This is a genomic window from Paenibacillus soyae, assembly GCF_024623455.1.
GTDB classification, from domain to species: Bacteria; Bacillota; Bacilli; order Paenibacillales; family Paenibacillaceae; genus Pristimantibacillus; species Pristimantibacillus soyae.
Genome location: NZ_JANIPJ010000009.1, coordinates 86,223 through 109,003, shown reverse-complemented (window position 1 = coordinate 109,003; position 22,781 = coordinate 86,223). Strand labels below are relative to the sequence as shown.

At 55.7% G+C, this 22,781-nt stretch carries 29 protein-coding genes; 9 read left to right on the top strand and 20 right to left on the bottom strand.

Going from position 1 to position 22,781, the window contains the following annotated elements:
- Positions 1–148 precede the first annotated feature (148 nt).
- The 10 genes from rnc to NQZ67_RS13890 all read right to left on the bottom strand — a co-directional run bounded on the left by rnc (position 149) and on the right by NQZ67_RS13890 (position 7,887).
- On the bottom strand, positions 149–850 hold the full coding sequence (gene rnc, locus NQZ67_RS13935; RefSeq protein WP_257446639.1) for a ribonuclease III: 702 nt from the start codon (positions 848–850) through the stop codon (positions 149–151).
- Positions 840–2,081: a beta-ketoacyl-ACP synthase II gene (gene fabF / locus NQZ67_RS13930; RefSeq protein ID WP_257446636.1), complete on the bottom strand. Its 1,242-nt coding sequence runs from the start codon at positions 2,079–2,081 to the stop codon at positions 840–842. Before fabF ends, rnc begins: the two co-directional genes overlap by 11 nt.
- A 187-nt stretch (positions 2,082–2,268) precedes the next feature.
- The gene (gene acpP / locus NQZ67_RS13925) at positions 2,269–2,502 is read right to left on the bottom strand and encodes an acyl carrier protein (RefSeq protein WP_257446635.1); all 234 of its coding nucleotides are present in this window, start codon (positions 2,500–2,502) and stop codon (positions 2,269–2,271) included.
- Positions 2,503–2,591: 89 nt separating this feature from the next.
- Positions 2,592–3,341 carry a 3-oxoacyl-[acyl-carrier-protein] reductase gene (gene fabG, locus NQZ67_RS13920; RefSeq protein WP_257446632.1) on the bottom strand — a complete coding sequence of 250 codons (750 nt, stop codon included), beginning with the start codon at positions 3,339–3,341 and terminating at the stop codon, positions 2,592–2,594.
- Positions 3,342–3,369: 28 nt separating this feature from the next.
- Positions 3,370–4,299 (bottom strand): ACP S-malonyltransferase, encoded by a 930-nt coding sequence (gene fabD, locus NQZ67_RS13915; protein ID WP_257446629.1) that lies wholly within the window; start codon positions 4,297–4,299, stop codon positions 3,370–3,372.
- A 69-nt stretch (positions 4,300–4,368) separates the two neighbouring features.
- Positions 4,369–5,355 (bottom strand): beta-ketoacyl-ACP synthase III, encoded by a 987-nt coding sequence (locus NQZ67_RS13910; RefSeq protein ID WP_257446625.1) that lies wholly within the window; start codon positions 5,353–5,355, stop codon positions 4,369–4,371.
- A gap of 9 nt (positions 5,356–5,364) precedes the next feature.
- Entirely contained in the window at positions 5,365–6,354 is a 990-nt protein-coding gene (plsX, locus tag NQZ67_RS13905; protein WP_257446623.1) for a phosphate acyltransferase PlsX, read from the bottom strand.
- Between the two features lies 1 nt (position 6,355).
- The gene (gene fapR / locus NQZ67_RS13900) at positions 6,356–6,934 is read right to left on the bottom strand and encodes a transcription factor FapR (protein WP_257446987.1); all 579 of its coding nucleotides are present in this window, start codon (positions 6,932–6,934) and stop codon (positions 6,356–6,358) included.
- A 218-nt stretch (positions 6,935–7,152) separates the two neighbouring features.
- Positions 7,153–7,326, bottom strand: a complete 174-nt coding sequence (gene rpmF / locus NQZ67_RS13895; RefSeq protein WP_116043433.1) for a 50S ribosomal protein L32 — start codon at positions 7,324–7,326, stop codon at positions 7,153–7,155.
- A gap of 36 nt (positions 7,327–7,362) precedes the next feature.
- On the bottom strand, positions 7,363–7,887 hold the full coding sequence (locus NQZ67_RS13890; protein ID WP_257446621.1) for a YceD family protein: 525 nt from the start codon (positions 7,885–7,887) through the stop codon (positions 7,363–7,365).
- A 165-nt stretch (positions 7,888–8,052) separates the two neighbouring features.
- On the opposite strand from NQZ67_RS13890, the gene NQZ67_RS13885 reads away from it, so the two are divergent.
- Positions 8,053–9,297 (top strand): nucleotidyltransferase, encoded by a 1,245-nt coding sequence (locus NQZ67_RS13885; protein WP_257446619.1) that lies wholly within the window; start codon positions 8,053–8,055, stop codon positions 9,295–9,297.
- Here NQZ67_RS13885 and NQZ67_RS13880 read toward each other — a convergent pair.
- Complete coding sequence (locus NQZ67_RS13880) at positions 9,294–10,370, bottom strand: S16 family serine protease (protein ID WP_257446617.1); 1,077 nt, start codon at positions 10,368–10,370, stop codon at positions 9,294–9,296. The genes NQZ67_RS13885 and NQZ67_RS13880 overlap by 4 nt on opposite strands.
- Before the next feature lie 102 nt (positions 10,371–10,472).
- On the opposite strand from NQZ67_RS13880, the gene NQZ67_RS13875 reads away from it, so the two are divergent.
- Complete coding sequence (locus NQZ67_RS13875; RefSeq protein ID WP_257446615.1) at positions 10,473–11,705, top strand: nucleoside recognition domain-containing protein; 1,233 nt, start codon at positions 10,473–10,475, stop codon at positions 11,703–11,705.
- Between the two features lie 11 nt (positions 11,706–11,716).
- On the opposite strand, the gene coaD is transcribed toward NQZ67_RS13875, so the two are convergent.
- Genes coaD through NQZ67_RS13860 form a run of 3 tightly spaced genes read right to left on the bottom strand, consistent with a single transcriptional unit; the run spans position 11,717 to position 13,542 of the window.
- Entirely contained in the window at positions 11,717–12,241 is a 525-nt protein-coding gene (coaD, locus tag NQZ67_RS13870; protein ID WP_257446614.1) for a pantetheine-phosphate adenylyltransferase, read from the bottom strand.
- Entirely contained in the window at positions 12,225–12,821 is a 597-nt protein-coding gene (gene rsmD / locus NQZ67_RS13865; RefSeq protein WP_257446612.1) for a 16S rRNA (guanine(966)-N(2))-methyltransferase RsmD, read from the bottom strand. Before rsmD ends, coaD begins: the two co-directional genes overlap by 17 nt.
- 49 nt (positions 12,822–12,870) lie before the next feature.
- Entirely contained in the window at positions 12,871–13,542 is a 672-nt protein-coding gene (locus NQZ67_RS13860) for an aspartate/glutamate racemase family protein (RefSeq protein ID WP_257446610.1), read from the bottom strand.
- 473 nt (positions 13,543–14,015) lie between these two features.
- Between NQZ67_RS13860 and NQZ67_RS13855 the strand changes: the two genes are divergently transcribed.
- Positions 14,016–14,384 carry a hypothetical protein gene (locus NQZ67_RS13855; RefSeq protein WP_257446608.1) on the top strand — a complete coding sequence of 123 codons (369 nt, stop codon included), beginning with the start codon at positions 14,016–14,018 and terminating at the stop codon, positions 14,382–14,384.
- Between the two features lie 43 nt (positions 14,385–14,427).
- Here the strand turns inward: NQZ67_RS13855 and NQZ67_RS13850 are convergent, their stop codons facing one another.
- On the bottom strand, positions 14,428–15,033 hold the full coding sequence (locus NQZ67_RS13850) for a pentapeptide repeat-containing protein (RefSeq protein WP_257446605.1): 606 nt from the start codon (positions 15,031–15,033) through the stop codon (positions 14,428–14,430).
- A gap of 196 nt (positions 15,034–15,229) precedes the next feature.
- On the opposite strand from NQZ67_RS13850, the gene ku reads away from it, so the two are divergent.
- Both ku and mutM read left to right on the top strand, forming a co-directional pair.
- Positions 15,230–16,117: a non-homologous end joining protein Ku gene (gene ku / locus NQZ67_RS13845; protein ID WP_257446604.1), complete on the top strand. Its 888-nt coding sequence runs from the start codon at positions 15,230–15,232 to the stop codon at positions 16,115–16,117.
- 68 nt (positions 16,118–16,185) lie between these two features.
- On the top strand, positions 16,186–16,998 hold the full coding sequence (mutM, locus tag NQZ67_RS13840; RefSeq protein ID WP_257446602.1) for a bifunctional DNA-formamidopyrimidine glycosylase/DNA-(apurinic or apyrimidinic site) lyase: 813 nt from the start codon (positions 16,186–16,188) through the stop codon (positions 16,996–16,998).
- A 26-nt stretch (positions 16,999–17,024) separates the two neighbouring features.
- Here mutM and NQZ67_RS13835 read toward each other — a convergent pair whose 3' ends face one another.
- Positions 17,025–17,861 (bottom strand): deoxyribonuclease IV, encoded by an 837-nt coding sequence (locus NQZ67_RS13835; protein ID WP_257446601.1) that lies wholly within the window; start codon positions 17,859–17,861, stop codon positions 17,025–17,027.
- Positions 17,862–17,995: 134 nt separating this feature from the next.
- Here NQZ67_RS13835 and NQZ67_RS13830 point away from each other — a divergent pair, with 134 nt between their 5' ends.
- The 4 genes from NQZ67_RS13830 (at position 17,996) to NQZ67_RS13815 (ending at position 20,195) form a co-directional block, all read left to right on the top strand.
- Positions 17,996–18,949 carry an ATP-dependent DNA ligase gene (locus tag NQZ67_RS13830; RefSeq protein ID WP_257446984.1) on the top strand — a complete coding sequence of 318 codons (954 nt, stop codon included), beginning with the start codon at positions 17,996–17,998 and terminating at the stop codon, positions 18,947–18,949.
- 105 nt (positions 18,950–19,054) lie between these two features.
- Positions 19,055–19,282, top strand: a complete 228-nt coding sequence (locus NQZ67_RS13825; protein ID WP_257446600.1) for a spore coat associated protein CotJA — start codon at positions 19,055–19,057, stop codon at positions 19,280–19,282.
- A gap of 2 nt (positions 19,283–19,284) precedes the next feature.
- Complete coding sequence (locus tag NQZ67_RS13820; RefSeq protein ID WP_257446599.1) at positions 19,285–19,548, top strand: spore coat protein CotJB; 264 nt, start codon at positions 19,285–19,287, stop codon at positions 19,546–19,548.
- Positions 19,549–19,625: 77 nt separating this feature from the next.
- Positions 19,626–20,195, top strand: a complete 570-nt coding sequence (locus NQZ67_RS13815; protein ID WP_257446597.1) for a manganese catalase family protein — start codon at positions 19,626–19,628, stop codon at positions 20,193–20,195.
- Positions 20,196–20,731: 536 nt separating this feature from the next.
- Here NQZ67_RS13815 and NQZ67_RS13810 read toward each other — a convergent pair.
- From NQZ67_RS13810 to NQZ67_RS13795, 4 genes are all read right to left on the bottom strand, one after another.
- Positions 20,732–21,340, bottom strand: a complete 609-nt coding sequence (locus tag NQZ67_RS13810; protein WP_257446596.1) for a hypothetical protein — start codon at positions 21,338–21,340, stop codon at positions 20,732–20,734.
- Between the two features lie 16 nt (positions 21,341–21,356).
- On the bottom strand, positions 21,357–21,800 hold the full coding sequence (locus NQZ67_RS13805; protein WP_257446595.1) for a GNAT family N-acetyltransferase: 444 nt from the start codon (positions 21,798–21,800) through the stop codon (positions 21,357–21,359).
- Positions 21,801–21,904: 104 nt separating this feature from the next.
- Positions 21,905–22,318 carry a zinc ribbon domain-containing protein gene (locus NQZ67_RS30365; protein WP_306812860.1) on the bottom strand — a complete coding sequence of 138 codons (414 nt, stop codon included), beginning with the start codon at positions 22,316–22,318 and terminating at the stop codon, positions 21,905–21,907.
- 174 nt (positions 22,319–22,492) lie between these two features.
- Positions 22,493–22,693, bottom strand: coding sequence for a hypothetical protein (locus tag NQZ67_RS13795; RefSeq protein WP_257446594.1), 201 nt, complete (start codon positions 22,691–22,693; stop codon positions 22,493–22,495).
- Positions 22,694–22,781 lie beyond the last annotated feature (88 nt).

Genomic DNA, 22,781 nt, shown 5'->3' with positions numbered 1-22,781 from the left:
AGAATCCTTATTTGCGTTAATCATTTCGGGCCTCTCCAAATCCAGTCAAATCGCCGCGCCAACAAAAAAATCCCTCTGCTCCGCCTCGAGACGGTTAAAGGGATTTTCATGGCTTGCGCCGACAACGGCCTTTCTCTGCTGCCATCGTTTATTTGTCCTTGGACAGCAAGTTCCACGCTTCGGCTGCGGCGCGCTGCTCCGCTTCTTTCTTCGTGCGGCCCGCGCCTCTTCCGTAGCGCTCCGTTCCGAGGAAGACCTCCACGATGAATTCCCGGTCATGGGCAGGACCGCGTTCTTCGAGCACGCGATATTCCACGGGTCCGAGGCCGTGATGCTGCGCTTTCTCCTGCAGCTTCGACTTCGCGTCCTTCATCAGGAGGCCGAAATCGTTCGATTCGATGAACGGAAACATGTGCTCCTCCAGGAAGCTCCGGGTCCGTTCGATGCCTGCATCCAGGAAAATCGCGCCGATAAAGGATTCGAACAAATCGGCGAGCAATGCCTGACGATGCCTTCCGCCGAGCTGTTCCTCGCCGCGGCCAAGCAGCACATGCTTGCCTAGCTCCAGCCGTTCCGCGAAATAAGCCAGCGACGGCTCGCAGACGACCGACGCCCGCATGCGAGTCAGCTCGCCCTCCGGACGTTTCGGATAAGTCGCGAACAAGTATTCGGATACCAGAAGCTGTAGGACCGCGTCCCCCAGAAACTCGAGCCGTTCATTGTCCTGCACGGAGCCCCGCTTATGTTCGTTGACGTAAGACGTGTGCGTAAACGCCTGCCTCAATAGCTTCGTACGTTTGAAAGCGAGCTGCAGCTTCTGCTGCAGCTCGTCAAAGTGTTCATGCTTCATATGCCTTCATCACGATCGTCGCGTTATGGCCCCCGAATCCGAAGGAATTGGACAGCGCCACCTTCACGTCTGCCTCGCGAGGGGTGTTCGGCACGTAATCCAGATCAAGCTCGGGATCTTGGTTATCGAGATTGATCGTTGGAGCGATCACGCCGTTCTTCAGCGTCAAGCCCAGAATGACGGCTTCCACGCCGCCCGCCGCGCCAAGCAGATGGCCCGTCATGGATTTCGTCGAGCTGACGGCCAGCTTATACGCGTGGTCGCCGAACGTCTTCTTAATGGCGGTCGTCTCCGACTTGTCCCCGACAGGGGTCGAAGTGCCATGCGCGTTAATGTAGTCAATTTCGGACGGTTCGATTCCCGCGTCGCGAATCGCCTTCGCCATGCAGCGGGCCGCTCCGTCCGGATCCGGCTCCGTCATGTGATGGGCGTCGCCGCTCATGCCGTAACCAATCACTTCGGCGTAGATACGCGCGCCCCGCGCTTTCGCGTGCTCAAGCGACTCCAGTACGAGAACGCCGGCGCCTTCTCCCATGACGAATCCGTCACGGTCCACGTCGAACGGGCGGCTCGCCTTCTCCGGCTCTTCGTTGCGCGTCGACATCGCCCGCATGGAGCAGAAGCCCGCCATGCCCGTAGGGCGAATGGTAGCTTCCGCGCCTCCTGCGATCATCACGTCCGCGTCGCCGCGTTGGATCATCTTGAAGGAATCGCCGATGGAGTGCGTGCCCGTCGCGCAAGCCGTTACCGCCGTGCTGTTCGGGCCTTTGGCGCCGGTCAGCATCGACACTTGTCCGGATGCCATGTTCGCGATCATCATCGGGATGAAGAACGGACTGACGCGCTTAGGCCCTTTCTCCAGCAGCACGTTGTGCTGGTCTTCCCAAGTGCCAAGACCGCCGATGCCGCTGCCGATCATAACGCCGACGCGCTCGGCGTCCGCGTTCTCGCCGATCGCGAGGCCCGCGTCTTCGACGGCAAGCTTGCTGGCCACCGCCGCGAATTGAACGAAGCGGTCCATTCGGCGCGCTTCTTTTTTATCCAAGCCGTAGTCTTCCGGATTGAAGTTTTTGATTTCGGCCGCGATCCTTGTCGGATACTCTGAGAAATCGAACGCTTCGATGACGGAGACGCCGGACTTTCCTTCCAGCAAATTGTTCCAGAACTGCTCCAGATCCGAGCCCAGCGAGGTCATAACCCCCATGCCCGTAACGACAACTCTTTGTTTCATTATTCTTCACCTCAGCAACCAGCGATTAGGAAAAACCGCGAAGCGATCTTCCTTCATTCTCTATGTAATAGCTTTTAAGCCCTGTAATCATGTATAAAGAGGTAGTTCAAAAATCCGCTTTTGATCACCGCAAATACGCTTAACATGGAGAGAAGTCCCGTTATTCGCAACGGGACTTGTCCATCCTTTAGGTATGAGATTGTATGTAGGCTACAACTTCTCCCACCGTCGTGATTTTCTCTGCGTCTTCATCAGAGATTTCCATATCAAACTCGTCTTCCAGCTCCATGACCAATTCTACGACGTCAAGAGAGTCAGCTCCGAGGTCATCTTTGAAGGAAGCTTCAAGCGTTACTTCTGCTTCGTCTACGCCAAGGCGGTCGATGACAATACGTTTTACGCGATCTACTACTTCGGACATCCGGTTCACCTCCTCCACCGTATTATACGAGAATTAATTCTAAAATGCCATCTTTACCTTGCGGCATACCGTGATATCCCGCGCGTATGTTACATATACATGCCGCCGTCGATATGAACGGTCTGACCCGTCATATACGACGCCGCGTCGGATGCCAGGAACCGCACCGCGTTCGCGATATCGGCGGGATCGCCAAGTTTTGCCAGCGGAATTTGCCCGGACAGCGTCGCCTTCATGTCTTCCGGCAGCTTGTCCGTCATGTCCGTCTGGATGAAGCCCGGCGCCACGCAATTCACCGTGATCCCGCGGGAAGCGAGCTCTCGCGCGCTTGCCTTCGTGAGGCCGATGACTCCCGCTTTGGCGGCCACGTAATTAGCCTGTCCCGGATTGCCGAGCACGCCGACGACGGAGGAAATGTTGATGATCCGGCCCGAGCGCTGCTTCATCATCGGACGAGTGACGGCCTTGATGCCGTTGAACACGCCCTTCAGATTCGTCTCGATGACCTGGTCGAACTCCTCTTCCTTCATGCGCATGATTAAATTATCTCTTGTAATGCCCGCGTTATTCACCAGGATATCGATGGAGCCAAGCTGCTCGATGACGTCCTTCACCATGGCTTCGAACTCTTCGGCCTTGCCGACGTTCGCCTTCACGAGGATCGCGCGGCGGCCCAGCGCTTCCACGGCCGAAGCCGTCTCGGCGGCTGCCGCTTCGCTGCCGGAATAGTTGATGGCCACGTCCGCTCCCGCTTCCGCGAGCGATATGGCGATGGCACGTCCGATGCCGCGGGAAGCGCCCGTAACAAGCGCTTTCTTGCCTTCCAGACTCGCAAACATATAGGATTCCCTCCCAAAAATAAGGATCTTACTGCACTTGCAGCGCGTCGAGCGCGGAGATGCTGTTCACCGAGATGACGCGTACATTGCGGTCGATTTTTTTGATCAGGCCGGCAAGAACCGTTCCCGATCCGATCTCCACGAATGTGTCCACGCCTTGTTCGATCAGGTAACGAACGCTGTCCTCCCATAATACCGGAGAATAGACCTGCTCCACGAGAAGTCCGCGGATCGCGGAAGCTTCCGTCACTTCCTTCGCCGTTACGTTCGCGACTACCGGAACCTCGGCGTCCTTCCACTGGGGCGCCTCTAGCGTCTCCGCCAGTCTCTCGGCGGCCGGCTTCATCAAGGAGGAATGGAACGGTCCGCTCACTTCAAGGGGGATTACCCGCTTCGCGCCGATTTCCTTGCCCTTCTCCACGACGGCCTGCACGCCAGCAGCCGTTCCGGATACGACGATCTGACCGGGACAGTTGACGTTCGCAAGCTCGACAGCCGCGCCTTCCGCGGTAATCGACTCGCACAACTGTGCTAGGGCTTCGCGCTCCGCTCCAAGCACCGCGGCCATGGCGCCCTGTCCGCTGGGAACAGCCTGCTCCATGTACTGCCCGCGCGCGCGCACGATTCGAACCGCATCCTCGAAGGAGAGAACGCCAGCAGCGACAAGCGCGCTGTATTCGCCGAGGCTGTGGCCCGCGACGTAATCCGCCTTCAGACCGCTTCCTTCCAGCAGCTTCAAATACGCGACGGAAACCGTAAGCAGCGCCGGCTGCGTATTCGCGGTTTGCTTCAGCGACTCCTCCGGCCCCTCGAAGATCAGCGACGTCAGATCGAAGCCGAGCGCTTGGTCCGCTTGGCCGAATAGCTCCTTCACATTAGCGAACGCCTCGTAAGCGTCCTTCCCCATGCCGACGGCCTGGGCTCCCTGACCGGGAAATACAAATGCCGTTTTTGCCAACAAACTTCCCCTCCCGCTTTCGATGGCGGGCCGACATGCCGGACGCGCCGGACATGCGGCACATGCCGATTACCAGATCAATACGGACGCGCCCCACGTCAATCCGCCGCCGAAGCCGACGAATACGAGGCAGTCTCCCTCTTTCACGCGATTCTGCTCAACGGCCTCCGCAAGTGCTACCGGTATGGAAGCCGCGGACATGTTGCCGTATTTGTCCAGATTAATCATAGCCTTCTCTTCCGCCAGGTTCAGACGGTTCAGGGCCGACTGGATAATCCGGATATTGGCTTGGTGCGGCACGAGAAGATCCACGTCTTCTTTGGTCATGCCGGCCTTCGCCAACGCATCCTCTGCTGCGCTGCCCATAATCCGCACCGCGAATTTAAAAACGTCGTTGCCCGCCATATGAATATAATGATGTTTGCCGGACAAGCTCGCTTCGGAAGCCGGCAGGCGCGATCCGCCGCCGCTCACCTTCAGCAGCTCGCCGCCGCTGCCGTCCGCTCCAAGCTCGAAAGATCGGAAGCCTCTTCCTTCCTCCACTTGCCCAAGCACGACGGCGCCCGCGCCGTCTCCGAACAGGATGCACGTATTGCGGTCCGTATAGTCCGTAATGCGGGACAACGTCTCCGCGCCGACGACCAGAACATGCTTGTACATGCCCGTCGCGATCATGTTCGAGGCGGTGGCAAGTCCATAGATGAAGCCCGAGCACGCCGCCGACAAGTCGAACGCCGCCGCTTTCGACGCGCCCAGCTTGTCCTGGAGCAGACAAGCGGTCGACGGGAAGAACATGTCCGGCGTGATCGTCGCCACAATGATGAGGTCGATATCCTCCGCCGTCAGACCGGCGGCCTCGATTGCCCGTTTCGACGCTTCCAGAGCGAGATCGGAAGTGGCTTCGGCTTCCGCCGCCAGGCGTCGCTCCTTAATGCCGGTGCGCGTAACGATCCATTCGTCGTTCGTTTCGACCATTTCCTCGAGCTGTTGATTTGTAAGAATACGTTCGGGCACATATTTGCCCGTTCCAATAATGCCGACAGGATGCAGACTCATGCAACTCACTCACTTCCGGTTGATTTCTGCGGAGATCGATTCAATCAATTTACCTTGGAGCGCGATCCGGGTTTGACGGACCGCGTTCTTCACCGCGGTGGCGTCCGATGAACCGTGGCACTTGACGACGAGTCCGTTCAAGCCCAGCAGAGGAGCTCCGCCATGCTCCTTGTAATCGAGCTTCTTCTTCACCTGCTTCAGCTTCGGAAGCATGATCGCCGCCGCAACCTTCGTCAGCAGCGAGCTGCCGAAGGCATCCTTCAGCACGGAGAATATCGCACCGGCCGTGCCTTCGAGCGACTTCAGCATAATATTGCCCGCGAAGCCGTCGCACACCAGCACGTCGCAGCTGCCGTTAAGAATATCCCTCGACTCCACATTGCCGACGAAATGGACCGGCGCCTGCTCAAGCAGCTCGTAGGCCGCTTTCGTGAGCTCGTTGCCTTTTTTCGCTTCCGTGCCGACGTTCAGCAGGCCTACACGCGGCTTCTGAATGCCGTGAACCTTGGCCCGGTAGATGCTCCCCATGATCGCGTACTGAAGAAGATGCTCCGGCTTCGCGTCCATGTTGGCTCCCAGATCGAGCGACAGCACGCCGACATCGTCCATCGTCGGAATCATCGGCGCGAGAGCGGGACGCTCGATTCCTTCCATTCGTCCGACGACGAGCAAGCCGGTCGTCATGAGCGCCCCGGTATTGCCTGCCGACATCATCGCGTCCGCTTCCTTGTCCTTCACGAGCTGACCCGCGATGACCATAGAGGACGTCTTCTTCCTTCTGACGGCCTTCACCGGCTCATCGTCGGGACCGATGACGTCGTCCGCATGATGGATCTTTACGTTCGCCGGAAGCTTGTCCTTCACGAGCGGTTCGATGACCGCTTGGTTGCCGACCAGCAGCAGCTCCGTGTCCGGCCACTCTTTGGCGGCCTCCAGCGCTCCTTGCACGATTAATCCCGGGGCGTGGTCTCCCCCCATCGCATCAATGGCGATCCGCATGTTATTCTCCCCCTCCGTTGTCTCTGTCGCCAGCGGACCTGTAAATGACGAAGTTGCCCTGGAACACCATCTCGTCGCCCACGTACGTGAACAATTCGACCTTCGATTTGCTTCTCTCGCCCGAGATCGAGCGGACATACGCTTTCGCGATGCACTTCTCTCCGAGCTTGACGGGCCGGATGAACCGGATATCCGCCGTAACCGTCAGAGCGATCGCGTCGTTAATAACCGCAACGGCCAGCGAATTCGCTTGGGCGAACACATGATGGCCCCGGGCGATGCCCGTACGGGAGAAAACATGCTCCTCGCGGATCTCGAAGATGGATATTCCGCTCTTGTCCAGCTCCAGATCGACGATATCGCCGATCACCTCGTGCAGAGGCAACGACCGCACGGAATCGTACGACCGCTCGGCCATAAGCTTCATTCTTTCCCGGAGCTCCGGAATACCAAGCTCCATCCGGTCGAGTCTGACGGTCTGTATGCTAACCTTCAGCAGTCTCGTAAGCTCCCGGTCCGTTATGAACGGATTGTCGTCTATATGCTGGGCCAGCAACTGATGGCGCTGACGCTTGGGCATTCGTTCCATGCTCGGCCCCCTTCGCCCGCTTCTTTTATCGTATTTGGATTTTCCCTTATCGTTATATGTATAAAGCAGCTTTTTATCACCAGGTACTAAAACAGTATATGGGAAAACCTCTGCCGAGGTCAACTCCAGATCGATCACAATATGCAGCAGGTCCAAACAAAAAATAGCACCTCACCGTTAAGTGAAGTGCTATCCGCCCGAAATCATTATTATTGGGAAATGATCTCTTTTGTTTTGTAATATCCGCATACTTTGCACACGTGGTGAGCCAATTTCAGCTCGCCGCATTGCTCGCATTTCACCATACCCGGTATCGCAAGCTTAAAGTGCGTACGACGCTTGTCGCGGCGAGTTTTGGATGTTCTACGTTGTGGTACTGCCATATTTCCCACCTCCTTCACAAAATCAAATCATCGCTCTTAATCCTTAAATAAATCCTTCAGCGCTTCAAACCGAGGGTCGATCCGCTCGTGTTTGCATTCGCATGTTCGCTCATTTAAGTTTTCTCCGCAGGACTGACAGAGTCCCTTGCAATCCTTGCCGCACAGCGGGGCGAACGGCATGAACACCAGAAGCGCTTCTTCGAGGAACGGTTTTAAATCCAGCCTCTCCGTCGTCACTTCCACGAAATCGTCGTCCTCGTCCGCGTCGGTCAGATCGTCGTCTGCCTCCTCGGACGCCGCCGGCTTGAACTGCTCGAAGTACGGAATGACCGTATGCTCTTCGACCTTGTCCAAGCAGCGCGAGCACGCAAGCTCCAGATCGATGGTCAGCTCGCCGGATACCGTAACGAAGCCTTCGTTGCCGACTACGTCAAGCGATACGTGCAGCGGTCCAGCCGCAATGACATCCGCACGATCCTTGAACAGCTCGCTGACGTCCAGCTTCTCCCGCACCGTGGCCTTAAGGCCCTTGGACATCAATTCTTGCATATGAAACTGCATAACATCACTCCAAACAAACAAAGATTATTATAGCGATTTATCCGATCTTTTGTCAACAATTTCACGCCGTCGAATTGATTAGTCCTTGCGCGCGCCGTGACGAAGCATCCTCTCTATGCTATATTGAAATCGATTGTCAATCAAGCGACGAAAGGCTGATTAGCGATGCGGGCGGTCGGATTAATCGTGGAATATAACCCTTTTCATAACGGACATCTATATCATTTGCGCCAATCGGCGAAAATAACAGGAGCCGAAGCGGTCGTCGCCGTCATGAGCGGACATTTCCTCCAGCGCGGCGAACCCGCGATGTGGGACAAGTGGACGCGGACCCGCATGGCGCTTGCGGGAGGCTGCGATCTCGTCATCGAGCTGCCGTCCGCATACGCGACGCAAGCCGCGGAATGGTTCGCTTACGGCGCCGTTGCGCTGCTGGAGGCGACCGGCGTCGTAGACGCCTTCTGCTTCGGGACCGAAAGCGGTGAGTTTGGGCCGCTATCGCGCGCCGCGGAAATCGCGGCCGAAGAGCCGGCCAGATTCCGCGAGCTGCTCAAAGGGCAGCTCGATGACGGAGAAAGCTACCCTGCCGCTTACAGCGCCGCCGTTCAATCCTACCTTCAAGAGCAGGGCTTCGAAGAGGATGCCCGCTTCCCGTTCGACAAGCCGAACCATACGCTTGGCCTGCATTATTTGATCGCGCTGAAACGAATGAACGGGTCCATGACTCCGCACACGATCGCGCGAGAGAAGGCGCAATATCACCAGACGGACGTGACGGACGGCTCGATCGCAAGCGCGACCGCCATCCGCAAGCTGCTTTTAGAAAGCGGTTCCTTAGCCGAAGCGCAAAACTACGTGCCTCCATCGACATACGGGATTTTAACGGAACGGGTGGCATCAGGCATTCCCCCGATGGATTGGGAGCGATATGCCGATTCGCTCTTCCGCACCTTGCTCACGAGCGACGCCGCCCGCTTGGCCGAGCATCGCGAAATAACGGAAGGCTTGGAGCACCGGATGTTGAACGCGCTGCCGGAGCTTGCGGATTGGAGCGTCGAGGGCTTGCTTAGCTCGCTCAAAACAAAAAGATACACCCGCACGAAGCTGCAGCGCGCCCTCCTCTCCTTGCTGCTCGGCCACCGCAAGGAAGATTTCACCCGGGAGAGGCTTTCCGCAGGAGTCGAGTACATCCGGGTTCTGGGCTTCACCGGCAAAGGAAGAGAACTGCTGAAGCGCATGCGCAAGGAAGCTTCCCTGCCCGTGCTTATGAGCGCCGCGAGGCCTCCCGGCGCGTTCCGCTATTTGGATCTAGACGTCCGGGCAAGCAACGCGTACATGCTCGGGGTGCCTGGCGTCGATCTTGGAAAGGCTCTGTTCCGCGATTACCGCGACGCCCCGATCATGCTCTAACGTTCCCTCAGGAAGGAGGCAATGGCGTCCGTTGCCTCCCGAAGGGTTTGGACCCCCACGATCTTCATCTTCGATCCCATTCGCTTCGATTTCGCTTTCGCATCTCCCTCGTTCGCTTTCGGCACGAGGAACAGCTCGGCTCCTTCGCCATCCGTCGCCACGACCTTCTGCTTAATGCCTCCGATGGCTCCTACCTTGCCGTCGGGATCGATCGTGCCCGTGGCGGCAATGCGGGCCCCGCCCGTCAAGTCGCCGTCCGTAAGCAGGTCGATAGCGCCAAGCGCGAACACGAGTCCCGCGGAAGGACCGCCGATTTCGCCAGCGGAAATGCGGAGCGCCTGCCGTTCATCCACCGCCTGGACGCTTCGCAGCTCCGTAAAGCCTTTGACGCCGAGAAGCTCGGCAAGCTGCCTCGCTTTCTGGCCGCCCGCGCCGTCCATTGCCCGGCCTGACGTTAGCTCGACATCGATCCGCGATCCGTTTCGCTCCGCTTCTACGACTAAGCTCTTCACGGCGCCGCTCTGCAGCCCCCGCATCGCCTCCGCTACTTGGCTTGCCGCATCCTCCACGCTCTCGAATTTCGCGCCGCCCCGCAAGCCGATCAGTTTGTCCCCGGCCCTTAGCTTCCCAGCCGGCCGGTCCGCGATCAAGATGACGTCCGTGACGATAATCGCTTCCGTCCGCACCTCGTAAGGCACGTCCGCATACCGGTAAGCCGCTTCGACGGCATCATTCTGCGAGCCCTCCATAATAACCGTCAACCGCTCCGAATATTGTTCCTTCGAATACTGGCCGAATACGTCGCTTTTCATATAAATATCCCGATCGCTGTCGACCATCGCCTTGAGGACGCTCCACATGTTCGGCGCCGTCAGCTTGACGGCCGTGAGCAGCAGCTCTCCGCGTTCATCCGTTTCGTCCGAAACGGATTCGATCATCGGCTCCACCGGCACCGCGATGCCCGGCTCGTATACGAGATAAGGCGTCGGCGCGTATAACAGCCCCCACATGACGAGAGCGGTCGCCGATGCCGACAACACGATGCGCCGCGCGGCCGATATTCCTTTATGCATAGGCTGTTCCCCTCCAATCTATGCTTCTCATCTGGTCTATCTCCGGGTTGTCCGGCGTACTAATGAAATGGAAGAGGTATGTCCAAGAGGAGTTGAACGGTCTTGCCCAAAACGATTCTGCTCGCTATCTTGTCGATCCTGCTGGTCGGCTCCATCATTATTCAGCCGGACGCTTCCTTCCAAGCGTCGCTGCAAGGCCTTACCGTTTGGTGGAATATCGTGTTCCCCGGGATGCTTCCGTTCCTGGTTTTGTATGAAATCATGCTGGCGTTCGGGCTCGCGCACGCGATCGGCGCCCTGCTGCAGCCGGCCATGCGCCGAGTGACGGGCCTTCCCGGCGAAGCCGCTTTGGCGCTGGTCATCGGATGGCTCGGAGGCTTCCCGGCCGGCTCGGAGGCCGTCGCCTCGCTGCGCAAGCGCGAGCTGCTAAGCCGAGCGCAGGGGCAGCGGCTGCTAGCCTTCGCGCATATGCCCAATCCGCTATTCATGCTCGTCGTTATCGGCGCCGGCTTCCTTCACAAGCCGATTGCGGGCATGATGATAACAGCAGCCGTCTGGGCTTCCGCCCTATGGCTGCTGCTCATCGCGCTGCTATTCCGAAGAAGGAAACAGAATGAAACGTCCGCAGACGCCCCGAGCGAAGACGGAGACCGCAGCGTTGCATCGGCCGGCTTATTGTCGGCATTCGCCCAAAGCCTTCAAGCCGGCAGGGAGCAAGACGGCCGCAGCTTCGGCAAAGTGCTTGGCGACGCCGTTGCCGGCAGCGTTCAGAAGCTGATGGTCGTAGGCGGCTTCATGATCTTCGCCTCGATGCTCGCCAGATTGTCGGAGCCGCTGCTCTCGCCGATCACGGAGCAAGGCTTCGCGTTTCTTGGCCCTGCCCTGTTCGAAAGCCATCTCGGCGCCTATGCCGCCGCGATCTGGCAAGCGCCGGGCGGCAGCGCGGCCTTCGCCTGCGCGATCATCGCGGCGGTGCTTGCCTGGAGCGGTTTTGCGGGCATTCTCCAGACCGGCTACGCCATAACGGGCACGGATCTGAAGCTGCTTCCGTTTATCGCGCATCGTCTCAATCATTCGCTGCACGCTTTCCTGTTAACGCTGCTGCTGTGGAAGCCGCTGAGCTGGCTCGCGGCCAAGCTTGTGACGAACGGCGCGTTCCCGGCCATGCTTCAGGGCAATCCCGCCGACTACGGAGCAGGCGGCGGCATTGCCGTCAGCGATCTTCCGGCGCTATGGCCAATGTCGTTATCCGCGGCAGGCGTTCTGCTGCTGCTTGCGCTCCTTGTTCGGTTCGCGCTCGGGACGGGAAGACTCCCAGGTGGCAAATTTCGGTGACGGGGCTTCCCTTAAGAACCCGCCGAATATTTTGCTTTCAAGCGGGCTTCAACGGCAGGCGGCACCAGCTCGCGTACCTCGCCGTTGAATTTGGCGATTTCCTTCACGATGCTGGAGCTCAAATACGAATATTTCGGATTCGTCATCATGAACATCGTATCGATCTCCCCGTCGAGCTGATGGTTCGTCGAGGCCATTTGGAGCTCGTATTCGAAATCGGTTACCGAACGAATACCTCTTATGATGACGTCCGCGTCCTTCCCGCGAACGAAACGGACGAGCAAATCCCGGAAGCTGTCGATTTCCACGTTCGGGATGTCTTGGGTGACCTCGGCAAGAAGCTGCTTCCGCTCTTCGATGGTGAACAGCGGCGTTTTGCTTGTGTTGTTCAGCACGGCGACGATCAGCCGGTCGAACTGCTTCGCCGATCGCTGGATAATGTCCAGATGGCCGTTGGTCACCGGATCGAAGCTGCCCGGGTAAACCGCGATCCGCTCTTTTTTGCATGATTGCTGGGTGTCATTGTTCGTTGTCATCCGTCTCGCTCCTATCGCTGTCGTCAATTCCTATGTACCGATATATCGTAACGGCCGTATCGCCGTATTTCGCCTGCTTTAACTGCTCGAAGCCCTCAAGCTGCTCCGGATACCGGTGGGCTGCATCATGCTCCACGACGATCGTCGCGCCGCTCTCCAGCATTCCCTTCTCCGCGAGCTCGGCCATCACCTCGTCCATCGCCGTCATCCGGTACGGCGGGTCGAGGAAGACTAGGGAAAACGCGATGTCCCGTTTTGCCAACGCTTTCACCGCGCGGTCCGCATCGTTCCTGTATATTTCCGCCGCGCTCTCCGCTCCCGCCGTTTTGACGTTTTGGCGAATAATGTCGAGGCTTATCTTCTCCTTATCGACGAAGATCACTCGCTCGACGCCTCTGCTCCAAGCCTCGATGCCGAGCCCGCCCGTGCCCGCGAACAAATCAAGCGCGGTGCCCCCCTCGAAATAAGGTCCTATCATGCTGAATATGGCTTCCTTCACTTTGTCCGTAGTCGGCCTCGTATTCGAGCCCGGCACAGCCTTCAGCGCGCGCCCTTTCGCTACGCCCGCAATGACTCTCACTGCAATTGCCCCTTTCGCGATCATTCCCGCCTATCGTACCATATCTCGTCTAGAATAATAAGGCTTCCATGCGCAATGCCAGCGAACGAAGCGGATGATCGATCCTCGCCTTCAGCTCTCGCTCAGCCTTCATCGCCGCGTCCGCCATCGACAATTGGGCAACGGCCAGCCGCCTATCTTCTCCTTCTAAGGCGAAAATCTTCGCGATATAGTTGGACACGACTTGCTCGTATTCCGCCTTGCGTCCCATCATAATAAGCTCGAAAGCCCCATCGATCACCCGCGCTTCTGCCGTATGTGTAGACATGCCTTTCCCCGCGGCGTGTTCCCCGAATCTTCGCATCGTTCCTTCTACGGTCGCGGGATTCGTAAACAATAACACTTGCGGTGCGCCGTCCCTCATCAGATCGTCGAACAACGGCTCGTCGATTTTAATAACGGGAACGGCGGCTGTTAAAGCATTCTCGCCCATGAGGGCGATATAGTTAGTGCACGTGATCAGAATCGCGTCGACACCCGATTTCGCGATCCAATCCACTTGCTGCGCTACTCTGGATTTGGCTTCGGCTTCGTCAAAACACGGATTGTCCATTACCCGTTTCATTAACCCCGGATCCACAAAATGAATCCACTCTACAGCCGACGTGCCTGGCAATACGCCTTGCTCGATATACGCGATATTCGAATAATGGGCATGAAGGCAGCCTATTTTTTTGTTCATTCCGGATCACCCTGTTTGCAAACGATATAATCAATAATGTGCACCCATCTTACCACACCCAAGTAATGCCCACCATCATGAGGCCTGCGAAATGACTTTTGCAATATTTTGCGGCGGACATGTATAAACCTTCCGAAACCGGACAAGATAAGATCATCGGCGTCGCGAGATGCCGTAGACAACCGCGGAGAAGACTTACGTTTCCCCATAAGTTCTTCGTCCGGTTTCTCCTCTCCCATGAAAAGGGCGCCCCGAAAGGGGCGCCCGATTTACGTTGATCTATAAAGATTTATTTGATATCGAACTCTATAATTCAGGTTTGTTGACCACCGGTTGACCACCAAAATTAAATGTGATGCACGAAAGACGCTTCGCACCCCTTAATTTTGTGCTTCCGTCTTCCCTAATCTGTCCATTCCATATCTATCAACTTTTCATAGGATATATCATCCCACTTGGAAAGGATGATAGATTTGGCAAACAGAGACGTAGCGCTTCAAATGTTCTCCGGCCGTAACTTTACGGGCCGGCGGATCGTTCTCAGACGGGGAGGTGTAGCGATTCGCGATATGGGGGCATTCCGTTTCAACAACGAGCTCTCCAGCTTCCGCTTGAGAAACAGATCCCTCACGGATTCGGTAACTCTGGTCTTATTCTCTAGAGTGAACTTCCAAGGAGCCGTCCGCGTATTCCGCGGCGAGCAAAGCGTGTCGAATCTCGGCGCATTCAATGATGCGACGTCTTCCGCGGTTTTGGTAGGACGCAACTTGACCGATGCCGAAATTCGGGAGATTCGTCGTACGGGTACGCCTCCTCGCGACGTATTGGTTATCAGACAGTAACGCGTTCGAATGCGAAGAAGGGCACAGCGATGTGCCCTTTTTCTCATCCCAGCTTCGCCCCGTAGCTCCGTGCGAACGTAACCGCCTGCTCCTTGTCCATCCGAAGCCCCGTCACGGCGAACGTTTGGAAGTCCACTCCGTCCACGTCGGCTCCTCTGATGTCGGCCCCTTGCAGCTTCGCTTTGGCCAGCACCGCTCTCGTCAGATCCGAATCTCTAAGATCGGCTTTCTCCAAGTCGGCCCCCGACAAATCCGCTTCGTAAAATTTGATTCCGCGCAAATCCTGCCGGACAAGCCTGGCATGACGCAGATTGGTGTAAGACCAGTCGCCTTGAACGATCGTAATGCCGTCCATATTGGCCCCGGAGAAATCCGAGCCCGTCATTTTGCATTGATCGAATTTCGCCACGAATAGGTTCGCGCCGGCGAAACGGCAATTCTCGAAAGCGGATTCCTTATGTATGGAGCCGTTGAAAGCCGCGCCGCGGAAATCGCATTCCGTAAACCGGCAGCCGCTTGAGGTGATTTCCTCCAATGAACCGTTGGCGAATGAACAGCGAATAAAAGTGCAGCTGACAAGCTCTCCGTATCGTAAATCCCGCGCGCCGAAATCGACGCCTTCGTATTGTTGATGAGTATGCTGAAACATAATGGCCTCCTATGCGGCATCTGGATTTAGCCTAACTATAGCATACGGCTGTCAAGCCCTGTCCATCTCGGCGGATATGTCAAGCTCTATTTTTCTTGAATAAACTTGAATGAAGCGCCCTGCTCGTTTACGCCTGTTCATCAAATGTTTTGCCGCGGATCGGGGCAACCTTTAACTAACGAAGGAGGTTGTTCTCATGCATACCGTATGGAAAGGCGCGATCAGCTTCGGCCTCGTGCACGTTCCCGTCAAAATGTTCACCGCGACAGAGGACAAGGACATCCGTTTCCGCACCATTCACAAGGAATGCGGCATGCCCATCTCGCAGCAGCGCGTCTGCTCGCATTGCGGCAAGGAGGTCGCAAGCGACGAGCTCGCCAAAGGCTTCGAATACGAGAAGGATAAGTTCGTCTTATTCAGCGAGGAGGAGCTCGACGAGCTGCGTCCGGAATCCGCCCGCACGATTTCGATTCTTGATTTCGTCGATCTGACCGATATCGATCCGATTTATTTCGAGAAGGCTTATTACCTCTCGCCCGATATGGCCGGCTCCGGCGCTTACGGCTTGCTGATCGAAGCGATCAGGCAAACCGGGAAGATCGGCATCGCCAAAATTTCGATTCGCAGCAAAAGCAGACTGGCCGCCATCCGCGTCGTCGCCAATTGCCTTTGCCTCGAGACGATGCACTTCCCCGACGAGATTCGGTCCATCTCGCTTGTTCCGAACCTGCCCGAGCAGGTGACGGTGAACGAGAAAGAGCTCGAAATCGCCAAGCTGCTCGTCGAACAGCTATCGGCGCCGTTCACGCCGGACAAATATACGGATGATTACCGTCTCTCTCTGCAGAACGCCATCGAAGCGAAAATCGCGGGCGAAGGCGTGGACATCGTTGCCGCGCCGTCGTCCGGCGAAACCGGCGGCAACGTGATCGATCTGATGGCCGCCCTGCAGGCAAGCCTCGATGCGGTTGGGAAAATACCGACCGATCCCGGCACACCTAAGACCAAGGCAACCGGAGAAAAACGCAAAGCAGCCGCTCCCAAAGAGAAAAAGTCCAAAAAAGCAAAAGAAACCGCATCGTAAAACCATCGCCCTTTCGTTCCCTTGGAAGCGGAAGGGCATTATTATGATCAAGCGAGGAGGGCTAACCCGTGCCTGAACTGCCTGAAATGGAAACCTATAGAACGCTTCTAAACGAGAGGATTGCGGGGAGAAGGATCCGAGCAGCCGAGGTGACGCGCGAGAAAACGATCAACGTGCCGGTCGCTATGTTCAAAGCGCGAACAGAAGAGCATAGGCTCGCGCGCGTCGACAGGCGCGCGAAGATGCTCCTCTTCCGGCTGGACAGCGGAGATACGCTCGTTTTGCATCTCATGCTAGGCGGCTCGATGTTTTACGGAACGAAGGAGGAAGCGCCGGACCGGACGGCACAGGTCGAGCTCGCGTTCGAGAACGGCCCCAGCCTTTATTTTCACGGCTTGCGTCTCGGCTACTTGCATATTTATAATCCTGCCGAGCTTGAGGAGAAGCTCAGCAAGTTTGGTCCGGACCCGCTTGATCCCCGGTTCGGGCCGGACGACTTCATCGCCAGGCTCCGAAAAACGAGGCGCGCGCTCAAATTTGCTCTGACGGATCAGAACGTCATCTCAGGGATAGGCAATTGCTATGCCGACGAGATGTGCTTCTTCGCCGGCATCCACCCGCTGCGAAAGCTTACGGATGTCGCGGACGGCGAACTGCAAACCCTGTTCACGGCGATGCATTCCACGTTGGCTGAAGCGATTCGGTACGGTGGTTATATGGAAACGCCGCTCTACGCGGGCGATGCTCTAACCGGCGGTTATAATGACCGGTGCAAGGTGTACGACCGGGGCGGCGAGCCTTGTTTCCGTTGCGGTACGCCCATCACGAAAACCGAGAGCAACGGACGCAAAGTGTTTTTCTGCGAGCGCTGCCAACGCTGATTCGCCCCCTTCCGATTGGAGCGTTCTCATCCCTTTTGAATCATCGAATGGACGAACTTCAGTTCCTCCTCATGAGGGTATGCCGAGGAATTGGGCGTCTCCAGCACGATGGGCAGCTGGCGAATGACCGGACTGAGCAAAAACTGCTTCATGCGGCTTTCCCCGATGCATCCCCTTCCGACATTGGCATGCCTGTCTTTGAATGCTTGGCTGGGATACACGGAATCGTTCAGATGCACGGCCTTCAGATGCTCGAAGTAGCCGAGCTCGATGCCCTTCTCCATGACGGCGGACCAGTTGTCCCCCGTCCATAATCCGCTGGCGAACGCATGGCAAGTATCGAAGCAGAAGCCTATTTTGTCGGAATAACCGGATAGACTTCGTACTTGCACGAGCTCCTCGAACGTCATCCCCATTCTCCCTCCCTGCCCGGAGTGATTCTCGATAAGCAGCAGGGCCGATCCTTCGCTATGCTCAAGCACTTCATTTAACATCTCGATCATCAGCTGATAGCCTTTGAGCGGGTCTCGTCCTTTATATTTGCCGAAATGAACGACCAAACCAACCGATCCGCACACGGATGCGATGTCGAGATCGTTGATGAGCGAACGGACTGTCGCTTGCCGCAGCTCCGGCTCATCGACCGATAAATTGGTCGTATAGGGGGTATGGGCGATGGAGGCGAGGCCCTGCTCCCGGCAATAACGGGCGCAACGTTCCGCATCGCTCCTGTCAAAAGCTTTTACGGACAGGCTGCGCGGATTTTTGGGAAAATATTGAAACGAACGCCCCCCTATTCGGTATGCCTCCTTGGCAGCGGCCAAATATCCGTTTCTAATCGATACATGGCTTCCTAGCCGCATTGTTATCCCTCCTGCCGATTTTGCACAGATCTGGCGTTACCTTCTATCTTTCCTCTGCCCCAAAGAAATGATTCTTGACATGCCGTGGCCGGCGTAGGGGCAAACTTGTTTTAGAAGATCAAGGGAGGAATATGATGGTGCTGAAACCCGTTTATCCATTCGAGCCCATAAGCACGACAACGACGCCGGCCGGACAGCAGTGGATCGCCCAGATCAAATGGGATGGCGTGCGGGTGCTGTTATATGCCGACGGCAACGAAACGAAGCTGGTTAATCGGAGATTAAACGAAAGAACGACTCAATATCCCGAGCTTCTCGATTCGAGTTCCTTCTGCAAGGCGGATTCCGTTATTTTGGATGGCGAAATTATCGCGTTCGATCAGAATAAACCATCCTTCTACGAAGTAATGAAACGTGACCGCATGAAAGTGCCTCAAAAGATCAAGGTGGCTTCCGTTCGAAATCCGGTTACCTACATGGTCTTCGATATTTTGTTTTACAACGGGGAATGGGTAACCGGCAAGCCGCTCTCCGAACGGCAAGCCTTGCTTGAGGACATTATCGTGCCTCGGCCCAATCTTCAGCTCGCGCAAAATTTTCCCGACGGCTCCGCCTTGTTCGAGCTGATGAAGCAATACAAGATGGAGGGTATTGTCTACAAGGATCTTAGCAGCACGTATATGATCAACGGGAAAGACGGTCGCTGGAGAAAGCGAAAGGTGTTCCAAGATCTCGTCGCCGTCGTCGGGGGAGTTACGTTCCGGGATCGGATCGTCAACGTCCTGCTCCTCGGCATTTATGCGGAAGACGGGAGTTTGATCTATATCGGGCATGCGGGCACAGGCAGGCTGACTCAGAAGGATTGGGCCGCTCTCACCGATAATACAAAGGAGCTGCAGCAAGCGGAAAAGCCTTTCGCCAATGAACCGGAACGGTCCAAAGAGGCGGTCTGGGTCCGTCCGGCGCTCACCGTCAAAGTCGAGTTTCTCGAGCTGACTCCCGGCGGAACGATGCGTCACCCCTCCATTCAAGCCATCGTGGACGCGGACGCAAAGGAATGTACGGTCGCTCAGCTCCCCTCCTCCTAATCCGAGGAATTCCCTCGTCTGCTAGCCGCTCCGGTGGAAGTCATATCGTCCAACCCGTCTCTCATATAGTGGGTCGAGGCTTGATATGGAAAGGAGCGCGACCCCATGAATGCAAGTGACCAATTTCGGACGTATCGGCCTTTCATCGGCCCGTTCGATCCTTGTCCGCCTATTACGGAGAAGAGCTACAACGTTCCGCCGCAGCTGTTCATTACCTTCCAACCTCCGAACTGGCAGCAGTTTTCGCCTTATGAAGCGTTGAAGTACGGCACCCTCTGGCCGGCATTATATGCTCCTTATCCGGATCCAACACGCGCGAAAGCAGGTGAATAGCGATGGCGCAACAGCTCGATGAGGCTTTTTACAAGCTGCTTCATGATTTGCAATCCGTCGACTTTGTGCTGGTGGAGCTGAATTTGTATTTGGATACCCATCCGGATGATACCGCGGCGATCGCGCAGTACAATCAATTCTCCGAGCTGCGGAAGCGCATTGCCGCGCAGTATGAATCCCAGTACGGTCCGCTTATGAACTTCGGCCACAGTCTCTCCAAAGCTCCATTCCAATGGAAGGAAGCGCCTTGGCCCTGGCAGGTATAGGCATCCGTGCAAAGAGGTGACTCGCCGGACGCCGGGCGTTCGGGCAATTAAATGGAGAAAGCGAGGAATGCGAGCCCATGTGGACGTACGAGAAGAAGCTGCAATACCCCGTCAAGGTGAGCAAATGCGATCCGCTGATGGCCAAGTTTCTGCTGGAGCAGTACGGCGGCGCCGACGGCGAGCTGGCGGCCGCGCTGCGCTACCTGAACCAGCGGTACACGATTCCGGACAAAGTCATCGGACTGCTGACGGATATCGGAACCGAGGAATTCGCCCATCTCGAGATGATTGCCACCATGGTCTATAAGCTGACGAAGGACGCGACGCCGGAGCAGATGCGGGCCGTAGGGCTAGGCGATCACTTCGCCAATCACGACCATGCGCTCTTCTACCAGAACGCCGCCGGCGTCCCTTGGACGGCCAGCTATATCCAGGCGAAGGGCGATCCGATCGCCGATTTGTACGAGGATATTGCAGCCGAAGAGAAAGCGAGGGCCACCTACCAGTGGCTGATCGACATGACGGATGACGTGGATTTGCAGGACAGCTTGAAATTCCTTCGCGAACGGGAAATCGTTCACTCCTTGAGGTTCCGGGAAGCGGTGGAGATTTTGAAGGAAGAGCGGGATAGACGGATATTTTTTTAGGAGGGTGTGCAGGAAAGGGATTATCGCTTGCGGGAAGCCACTGATAAACTCAGCTTGAACAAAGCAAAGGCACAGTCCTCAAGTAATAACGGGAGGCTGTACCTTGATTTGTAGATACGGCGGATGATGCGGAACTCAGGGACCCTATTTCGGAAAAATCGAGTGTTTTTTCGAGGTTAAGGGAACTGAGCGACGCTATTTGCCTGTTTCGATGATGATTTTAGCTACATCGAATGTAATAAGGGCGCTCAGTTCCGCTAGGTCCCCAAAAAGCTTCTTTCTCCGATGAATAACGCCTCTCATTTCCGTTAGCTTCAATTTTGTTTCTAGCAAAAAAAAAGAGGACATTCACTCCGCATTTTGGGAGCGGGTGTCTTCTTTTTGAGATCGAAATAGACCTATGGTTTCGCGGTTCTATACCAAACTCCACTAAGTAACTAATGCTTGGGCGATCCAACGAATTAAACTCTTCTGTTCTCACTCTATAAACTCTTACTTTTTCATGAACTCTCCCCGACTACTTCAACACTTTGATATCATCCTACTTTGTTAAAATCGTAGCGCGTATACTGATCGATTAATTCCTGCTCGTCCATGTCTTGAAACCAATCGGAGTGGATCCATAATGGAACCTGAATCAGCTCCTGCAGCTTATCGATCGCTTCTTCGCAGTTCTCCGTCTCGATTATTTCATCCAACTCTTGAATATGTTCATGTCCTAAAATACTGGACAAGACGCTGATATCCGCCTCTTTATCGTCCAGCTCATAGACGGCGCGCGTTTCTCCGGAGCACCAGAGCTGGCCCGTTACATGGCTTCCGTTCTCATAAATATTCAGCTCGAACAAATCATCGTCGAAATAAGATACCGTGAACACCGGCCACTTGACATGACTGGATAATTCTTCGCCGAATGCTTCGGATTCGCCCCAACCGAACCAATCGTTTAGAATACTGATCCAGCCCGGCTTGTATTCGGCTATGTAAAAAACCTTTTTGCTCAGATTTGCTTGGATCATCAACGATTCGAAGCCCTCAACATGTGGCAAAGATACCGTCCTCTCGTCCATCATGCTTCGAATCGCCGTCAAAACAGCCTCCCGTTCATTCGTCTTTACGTGAACGTTTCCGAACTTCGTCCCCATGCCTTCTCCCCATCCGTTACATGTTGATAATAAACCCCGTTTTTTTGCCTTTGACAAACCCGGCCGCTTCGTAGAACCGATGAACCTCGTCTCTTTGGGAGCCGGTCAGAAGCATAAGCTTGTAGCAATGTTTTTCTTTTGCGATTTCCTTGGCTTTATCGAGCGCCATGCGGCCGAAACCGTGCCTTCGATATTCCGGATGAGTAATGACGTTCTCGATCAATCCGTACGGCCTTGCCGCTCTAGTTAAATTTTTAATCACGACGAGTACGCATGAAGCAACCATAACCCCTTCATGTTCAACGACGATCATGTGCATGCTCTTGTCGTCCAATATTTCCTTCCAATGCTCTAGCAGCTTTTGATCTCGTTCCAATACCGGATCCGCGGGCTGCAAATAGGCGTACAGCGACAAAAGCTCCTCCAACTCATCTTCTCTTGCCAACCTGCCGACTGCCACTTTTCATCCCTGCTTTCTGTATGATGAATGCCGCTGCTTATGTAACTCCATTTTCGAGAATACCAGCGCATAATCCTGCTTCGATCTCTAACCGCTCCGACAAATTAAAACAAAAAGTCCAACCCCGTGCCGAGCATCCCTCTCTTGCGCGCCTCCAGCACGTTCGGATCAAAAATCTCGACCCCGCCGCATTGCAGGCAGGAGACGAACAAGTAGTGGTGGTGTTGAATATCGAGCAACTTGCTCAGTCCCGCGCCCGTCATCGCCACCTCGTTCACTCTGCAAGCGTGATGCCCGCATCTCGGGCAATTGTACTTCTCTAACCATTCCTCCGCGACATCTAGGCCGCGATCTCTCTCATCAGGCGCGTCATGCTCCCACTCCCCGCCATTCTCCAGGCTCGCTTCCTCCCGGTTCCCGCCCTCCAAATGCTCCGCCAGCACCTCGTGCCTGCACGACGGGCAGATTGATCCGCTAAGCACCACTTCCTCGCCGCACCATGGACAACATACTTGCATCAGACTCGCCCCCCTTTTCGGATTCTTTACATCCTATAGTACACCGCCAAGCATGCCCAGGTTGCAGAATAGGCGAGCTGCTTGGCTCGCGTCTACAAGATCATTGCATATCCGATGGTGCCTAATACGATCATGGCCAATCCGAAAATTAACAAGCCTTTTCCTATGGTTTGCTTATCTTTCATGTGCATTTAATTTCTCGTTGCAGTGAGAACAGATTCTGGACGACTTTGATTTTCGTTCGAGTTCTTCGGTTTTTGCTGAATTCAATGTTCCAATTAGCTTTGCATCTTTAAGAGAACTGCTGCAGCTTATACAAATCGCAGCGGATTCGCTGTTATCTTCTCCACATTGGTTACATACCTTTGCAGCCATATCAGACCTCCTAAGGTTTCTACGTGCACTAGGAAATGTCTGCCCTAGAAAATGGGACTCCATATACCTAACATATCAAAAACTTATC

What these genes read in the sequence shown, in the direction of transcription:
- rnc (WP_257446639.1), bottom strand. Translation starts at nt 850, where the DNA reads ATGAAGCATGAACACTTTGACGAGCTGCAGCAGAAGCTGCAGCTCGCT.
- fabF (WP_257446636.1), bottom strand. Translation starts at nt 2,081, where the DNA reads ATGAAACAAAGAGTTGTCGTTACGGGCATGGGGGTTATGACCTCGCTG.
- acpP (WP_257446635.1), bottom strand. Translation starts at nt 2,502, where the DNA reads ATGTCCGAAGTAGTAGATCGCGTAAAACGTATTGTCATCGACCGCCTT.
- fabG (WP_257446632.1), bottom strand. Translation starts at nt 3,341, where the DNA reads ATGTTTGCGAGTCTGGAAGGCAAGAAAGCGCTTGTTACGGGCGCTTCC.
- NQZ67_RS13910 (WP_257446625.1), bottom strand. Translation starts at nt 5,355, where the DNA reads ATGAGTCTGCATCCTGTCGGCATTATTGGAACGGGCAAATATGTGCCC.
- plsX (WP_257446623.1), bottom strand. Translation starts at nt 6,354, where the DNA reads ATGCGGATCGCCATTGATGCGATGGGGGGAGACCACGCCCCGGGATTA.
- fapR (WP_257446987.1), bottom strand. Translation starts at nt 6,934, where the DNA reads ATGCCCAAGCGTCAGCGCCATCAGTTGCTGGCCCAGCATATAGACGAC.
- rpmF (WP_116043433.1), bottom strand. Translation starts at nt 7,326, where the DNA reads ATGGCAGTACCACAACGTAGAACATCCAAAACTCGCCGCGACAAGCGT.
- NQZ67_RS13890 (WP_257446621.1), bottom strand. Translation starts at nt 7,887, where the DNA reads ATGCAGTTTCATATGCAAGAATTGATGTCCAAGGGCCTTAAGGCCACG.
- NQZ67_RS13885 (WP_257446619.1), top strand. Translation starts at nt 8,053, where the DNA reads ATGCGGGCGGTCGGATTAATCGTGGAATATAACCCTTTTCATAACGGA.
- NQZ67_RS13880 (WP_257446617.1), bottom strand. Translation starts at nt 10,370, where the DNA reads ATGCATAAAGGAATATCGGCCGCGCGGCGCATCGTGTTGTCGGCATCG.
- coaD (WP_257446614.1), bottom strand. Translation starts at nt 12,241, where the DNA reads ATGACAACGAACAATGACACCCAGCAATCATGCAAAAAAGAGCGGATC.
- NQZ67_RS13860 (WP_257446610.1), bottom strand. Translation starts at nt 13,542, where the DNA reads ATGAACAAAAAAATAGGCTGCCTTCATGCCCATTATTCGAATATCGCG.
- NQZ67_RS13850 (WP_257446605.1), bottom strand. Translation starts at nt 15,033, where the DNA reads ATGTTTCAGCATACTCATCAACAATACGAAGGCGTCGATTTCGGCGCG.
- ku (WP_257446604.1), top strand. Translation starts at nt 15,230, where the DNA reads ATGCATACCGTATGGAAAGGCGCGATCAGCTTCGGCCTCGTGCACGTT.
- NQZ67_RS13835 (WP_257446601.1), bottom strand. Translation starts at nt 17,861, where the DNA reads ATGCGGCTAGGAAGCCATGTATCGATTAGAAACGGATATTTGGCCGCT.
- NQZ67_RS13830 (WP_257446984.1), top strand. Translation starts at nt 17,996, where the DNA reads ATGGTGCTGAAACCCGTTTATCCATTCGAGCCCATAAGCACGACAACG.
- NQZ67_RS13825 (WP_257446600.1), top strand. Translation starts at nt 19,055, where the DNA reads ATGAATGCAAGTGACCAATTTCGGACGTATCGGCCTTTCATCGGCCCG.
- NQZ67_RS13820 (WP_257446599.1), top strand. Translation starts at nt 19,285, where the DNA reads ATGGCGCAACAGCTCGATGAGGCTTTTTACAAGCTGCTTCATGATTTG.
- NQZ67_RS13815 (WP_257446597.1), top strand. Translation starts at nt 19,626, where the DNA reads ATGTGGACGTACGAGAAGAAGCTGCAATACCCCGTCAAGGTGAGCAAA.
- NQZ67_RS13810 (WP_257446596.1), bottom strand. Translation starts at nt 21,340, where the DNA reads ATGGGGACGAAGTTCGGAAACGTTCACGTAAAGACGAATGAACGGGAG.
- NQZ67_RS30365 (WP_306812860.1), bottom strand. Translation starts at nt 22,318, where the DNA reads ATGCAAGTATGTTGTCCATGGTGCGGCGAGGAAGTGGTGCTTAGCGGA.
- NQZ67_RS13795 (WP_257446594.1), bottom strand. Translation starts at nt 22,693, where the DNA reads ATGGCTGCAAAGGTATGTAACCAATGTGGAGAAGATAACAGCGAATCC.